At 68.4% G+C, this 5,427-nt stretch carries 5 protein-coding genes; 1 reads left to right on the top strand and 4 read right to left on the bottom strand.

Annotated features, from left to right (window positions below; all coding sequences use genetic code 11):
- Together ACE3TU_RS18485 and ACE3TU_RS18480 are read right to left on the bottom strand one after the other, a co-directional pair.
- Positions 1-739 (bottom strand): methylenetetrahydrofolate reductase (locus ACE3TU_RS18485; protein WP_374626889.1); only part of this gene is annotated, 739 nt, incomplete at its 3' end.
- On the bottom strand, positions 739-1,701 hold the full coding sequence (locus ACE3TU_RS18480; RefSeq protein ID WP_374626887.1) for a metalloregulator ArsR/SmtB family transcription factor: 963 nt from the start codon (positions 1,699-1,701) through the stop codon (positions 739-741). The genes ACE3TU_RS18480 and ACE3TU_RS18485, both read right to left, overlap by 1 nt.
- 29 nt (positions 1,702-1,730) lie before the next feature.
- Here ACE3TU_RS18480 and ACE3TU_RS18475 point away from each other — a divergent pair, with 29 nt between their 5' ends.
- On the top strand, positions 1,731-2,177 hold the full coding sequence (locus ACE3TU_RS18475; RefSeq protein WP_374626885.1) for a PepSY domain-containing protein: 447 nt from the start codon (positions 1,731-1,733) through the stop codon (positions 2,175-2,177).
- A 70-nt stretch (positions 2,178-2,247) separates the two neighbouring features.
- On the opposite strand, the gene ACE3TU_RS18470 is transcribed toward ACE3TU_RS18475, so the two are convergent.
- Together ACE3TU_RS18470 and katG are read right to left on the bottom strand one after the other, a co-directional pair.
- On the bottom strand, positions 2,248-3,378 hold the full coding sequence (locus tag ACE3TU_RS18470) for a DUF2336 domain-containing protein (RefSeq protein WP_374626883.1): 1,131 nt from the start codon (positions 3,376-3,378) through the stop codon (positions 2,248-2,250).
- A gap of 177 nt (positions 3,379-3,555) precedes the next feature.
- Positions 3,556-5,427 (bottom strand): catalase/peroxidase HPI (katG, locus tag ACE3TU_RS18465; protein WP_374626881.1); only part of this gene is annotated, 1,872 nt, incomplete at its 5' end.

Raw genomic sequence — 5,427 nt, 5'->3', positions numbered from 1 at the left:
CGAGGCCGTCGAAGCGCTCCGCCACCCAGGACGGAATCGAGGCTCCGCAGCGCGCCGCAAAGCCGGAAATCTGCCGGAAGGAGTGGATCGGCTGAATGCCGGGAACGATCGGCGCGGTGATCCCGGCTGCTGCCGCCCGATCGACGAGACGGAAATAGTCGCCGTTGTCGAAGAACATCTGGGTGATCGCCCTTGTGGCTCCGGCATCGAGCTTGGCCTTGAGGTTGTCGATGTCGGCCCGCCAGTCGGAACTCTGCGGGTGCTTCTCCGGATAGGCGGCGACCGAGATGTCGAAAGCCCCGATGCGCCGAATGCCGGCGACGAGATCGGCGGCATTTCGATAGCCGGCCGGGTGTGGCGTGAACGGCTGGCCGATTCCTTCCGCCGGATCGCCCCGCAACGCCACGATGCGATTGATCCCCGCCGCCTGGTAGCCGCGAACGACCGCATCCACCTCGTCGCGCGATGCGCCGACGCAGGTCAGGTGCGCCGCCGCATCGATGCCGGTATCCGACTTGATGCGGCTCACCATCCTCAGCGTTCTCTCGCGCGTCGAGCCACCCGCCCCGTACGTCACCGAGACGAAGCGCGGATGCAGGGGAGCCAGCTTGGCGATGGATTCCCAGAAGCGCTCTTCCATCGCGTCCGTCTTGGGCGGGAAGAACTCGAACGACACGAGGAACTTCGGCCGCTCGGCCGCACTGAGGCGGCTCGTCCGGTCGGGGCGATCGATGCTCATCAGTGGTGGTCCCCGGGATCGTCGGTGAGCTGCCACACGCAGACCGTCAGGCCTTCGGCGGCGTCGCTGGGTGGGAAGGAGGAGGCGGCGGAGACCCTGAGGCCGGCCGCCCGGGCCCAGGCGGCCATCTGTGGGTCGGACAGGCCGAGGCGCCGGTGTGCGTGGTGGATGCGGAGGAACTCGAGCTCGTGCGGAGCAAAGTCGACGATCAGCATTTCGCCGCCGGGCCTCAGGGCCTGCCGCGCCTGGATCAGCAGGCGCCCCGGATCGTCGAAATAGTGCAGTACCTGGTGAATGACGATGAGGTCGGCCCGGCCGGCCGCCGGCTCGAGATCGGCGATGTCGCCCAGCCGCACCTGTGCATGGTTGATCCCCGCGGCGGCCAGCTTCGAGCGGGCGACGGCAATCATCTCGCGGCTCGAATCGACCCCTATGCCGCGCCGGTAGTGCCCGGCGAGCAGTTCCAGCATGCGGCCGGTCCCGGTGCCGAGGTCGAGCAGCGTATCGACCGAGCGATCCGCCACCGCGGCGAGGATCGCCGCCTCGACCGCTTCCTCGGCGACATGCAGCGAACGCAGGAGGTCCCAGCTGTCGGCGACCTTGGCGAAGTAGGCGGCCGCCTGCGCCTGCTGCGCCGCCCGCACCGAGACCAGGCGCTGCCGGTCGCGCTGTCGTTCGGGATCGGCCTCGGCGAGTCGTCCGACCAGCCAGCGGGCGAGATCGCCCCCGATGCCGTCATCTGCCAGCCCGTAATAGGCCCAGGCGCCCTCGGCGTTGCGGCGGACGAGGCCGGCATCGGCGAGAAGCTTGAGGTGGCGGGAGACCCGCGGCTGGCTTTGCCCGAGGATCTCGGTGAGGTCCTTGACGGATTGTTCTCCGTCGGCGAGCAGGGCAAGAAGGCGCAGCCGCGTGGTCTCGCCCGCCGCGCGCAATACACCCACCAGGTCCGTCGCTTCGCTCATGCCGCCTCGTCACACATAAAGATATCTTTATGTCTGATGACGAGCGAGGTCCAGTGCCCGCGACATTCGAAGCGCGGTTCCGATCCTCAGCCGCCCTGCGATCAGCCACGGACAAACTGACGCAGCACCCGGCCCCGGCCGGTAGGCTATCACTGCACCCGAGGGGACCGGGCTTGAACGCGCTGCGCACGGCGCTGCACCAGGGCAATATCGGCTGGTGGAACACGCTGCTGAACCTGGCGTTCTGCCTCGCCGTCGTGCTGATCTGCATCTCCGGCGTGACCATGTGGTGGGCCCGTCGCCCGCAGGGACAGGTGGGCGTGCCGCGCTACGCCCGCACCTTCCGTGCCCCTGTCGCCATCCTCCTGATCGGCCTCGTGGTGTGCCTGGCGTTTCCCTTGACGGGGATCGCCGTGCTCGCATTCGCCGTCGTCGAACTGCTGCTGCCGAAGAGCCTCAAGGAGGCCGGCGCCTAGGTCGAGCGCCGACGCACCAAGGCGGCGGCCTCCGGGCCGCCGCGTTCGTTTCAGGGCTGCCGCCGCGTCGTCAGGCCGCGCCGGCCGCTTCCTCGTTGGGCTGCCGCCGACGGAAGGCGTGGGTGCGCCACAGCTCGAAGATGCCGACGGCCTCGTCCTTGCTGAGCGCCTCGTAGCGGCGGCGGACGTTGGCGAGGTCGGCCGCCGTCGGCAGGTCGCGCCAGGGCATCGACGCGATCATCGCCTCGAAGAGGTCAGGCTGGATGCCGAGCGCCCTGAGTGCGACGGTGATCGCGACGTAATCCTGCATGGCGAGCCACTTGACGAACACTTCCGGCCCGACATGGAGCAGCATGGTGAGTGCCGCGGCGGTGTGATGGCCATAGCCGAAGCGGGCGAAGCGGACCAGCGCCCGCTCGTCCAGTTGCCGGCGATCCGCCAGCGCCTTGACCTGGTTGTAGGCGACCTTCCAGTCCTGGCTCGAAAAGCCGGCCCGGTTGCGCATCCGGTTGTAGACCACAGCCGAGACCTTGCCGACGGTGACCGGGTCGATCTTGGGGTCGATCGCGGCGATGGTTTCCATCACCTTGTCGCCGACGAGGTTGATCTGCCCGCCCAGGCTCTTCCAGTCGATGTCGCCGCGACCGCGCAGATCGGCGGCCATTTCGGCGTCGCTGGCGGCGCGTTCGACCAGGCGCCCGATGGCGTTCTGTCCGAGCTCGGCGTTGGCGTTCCTGACCAGGCGGTGCACCGATGGGGCCTCGCCGTGCTCGACGATGGCATCGCCGACCCGCTCCGGTACCAGCGGCCTTCCCGCGATGGCCACGCGGTGAGCCTCGCTCTGGTTGGCGATGATCTCGATCAGGTCGTCGTCGCTGAGGACGTTGGAGAACTCCAGCAGCGGCTGAGCGACCTCGATAGTGTCGTTGGCCAGCTTGACCACGACGTTGCCCGGGGCACGGTCGAGAGGGGCCAGGAGCTTGGCGACATGCGCCCTGGCTTCCGACTCCACCAGCTCGGCCAATTGGCACAGCACTTCGTCATACTGCGCAACCTGCTCGTCGTCGCAGCGATCCGACACATAGGAGTACAGCTGGGCCATGTTGCGGAACAGCTGATCACGTTCCACGATGTTCGAGTCTCCGTTGAGAACCCTGAACGTCGAGAAGGCTCTCGTGGTGCCCTCTTCCATTTCAGACATATCACTTCCCTCCGGCTTCTGCCGACTGGCTGCACCATGGAGGGCGAGGTGCGTTCATGGCCTGAAGCGCGGCGGCGCAGTTTGCCTCAAATTGATTCCAAAGTGCCGAGGGCCCGACAAAAGCAGGCGGGCGCCCTCGCGAGCGCCCGCCACAAGACCATGGAAAATCCGGCGACCTCAGGCGAGATCGAACCGGTCCGCGTTCATCACCTTGTTCCAGGCCGAGACGAAATCGGAGAGGAACTTGTCGGTCGAGTCGGCCTGGGCATAGACCTCCGCCAGGGCACGCAGCTGCGAGTGCGACCCGAAGATCAGGTCGACTCGCGTCGCCGTCCACTTCACTTCGCCCGACTTGCGGTCGCGCCCCTCGTAGACGCTGTGGTCGGCCGATGCGGGCTTCCACTGCGTGCCCATGTCGAGCAGGTTGACGAAGAAGTCCGCGCTGAGAACGCCCGGACGGCCGGTCAGAACCCCGTGCGCCGGCTCCCCGGCGCCCAACACGCGCAGCCCGCCCAGCAGCACCGTCATCTCCGGTGCCGTCAGGTTGAGCAGTTGCGCCTTGTCGACCAGCGCCTCCTCGGGCGCCACCCTCAGCTTGCCGCGCGTGTAGTTGCGGAAACCGTCGGCGGCGGGCTCCAGCGGGGCGAAGGAAGCGACATCGGTCTGTGCCTGCGAGGCATCCATGCGGCCGGGCGTGAACGGCACCCGGACCGGCGTGCCGGCATCGGCCGCCGCCTTCTCGATGGCGGCCGCACCGGCGAGCACGATCAGATCGGCGAGCGAGACCTTCTTGCCACCGCTCTGGGCCGCGTTGAACTCGCCCTGGATGGTCTCGAGCGCCGCGATCACCCTCGCGAGGTCGGCCGGCCGATTGGCGTCCCAGTCCTTCTGCGGCGCGAGCCGCACCCGGGCCCCGTTGGCGCCGCCGCGCTTGTCCGAACCGCGGAAGGTCGAAGCGGAGGCCCAGGCCGCGGAAACCAGTTGCGACACCGTGAGCCCGGTGGCAAGGATCCTCGCCTTGAGCGCCGCCACGTCCAGCTCGTCGACGAGCACATGGTCGAGGGCCGGGATGGGGTCCTGCCAGGGCAGCACCTCGGCCGGCACTTCCGGACCGAGATAGCGGGACACCGGTCCCATGTCGCGATGGGTCAGCTTGTACCAGGCGCGGGCGAAGGCGTCGGCGAACTGGTCGGGATTCTCGTAGAAGCGACGCGATATCTTTTCGTAGGCCGGGTCGAAGCGGAGGGCGAGGTCGGTGGTGAGCATCGCCGGAGCCGTGCGCTTCTGGGCGTCGTGCGCATCGGGCACGGTGCCGGCACCCATGCCGTGCCTGGGCGTCCACTGCTGGGCGCCGGCCGGGCTGCGGGTCAGTTCCCACTCATAGCCGAACAGGTTCCAGAAGAAGTTGTTGCTCCACCGGGTCGGCGTCGTGGTCCAGGTGACCTCAAGGCCGCTGGTAATGGTATCGCCGCCCTTGCCGGCCCCGTGGCTGGAGATCCAGCCGAGCCCCTGCGCCTCGATGGCGGCCGCCTCGGGTTCCGCCCCGACCAGCGCCGCATCGCCGGCACCGTGCGTCTTGCCGAAGGTGTGGCCGCCGGCGATCAGCGCCACGGTCTCCTCGTCGTTCATCGCCATGCGCGCGAACGTCTCGCGGATGTCTCGGGCCGCAGCGACCGGGTCGGGGTTGCCGTTCGGTCCCTCGGGGTTGACGTAGATCAGCCCCATCTGCACGGCGGCCAGCGGATTCTCGAGGTCCCGCTCGCCGCTGTAGCGCTCGTCGGCCAGCCACTTGCCCTCGGCGCCCCAGTAGATGCTCTGCTCGGGCTCCCAGGTGTCGGCCCGTCCGCCGGCAAAGCCGAACGTCTTGAAGCCCATCGTCTCGAGCGCCACGTTGCCGGCGAGAATCATCAGGTCGGCCCAGGAGATGCGTCGGCCGTATTTCTGCTTGATCGGCCACAGCAGGCGCCGCGCCTTGTCGAGGTTGCCGTTGTCCGGCCAGGAGTTGAGCGGCGCGAAGCGTTGCTGGCCGGCGCCCCCGCCGCCGCGACC

Source organism: Devosia sp., assembly GCF_041917035.1.
Lineage (GTDB): Bacteria > Pseudomonadota > Alphaproteobacteria > Rhizobiales > Devosiaceae > Devosia_A.
The sequence above is the reverse complement of the archived record's forward strand: the minus strand, read 5'-3'. Positions and strand labels throughout refer to the sequence as shown.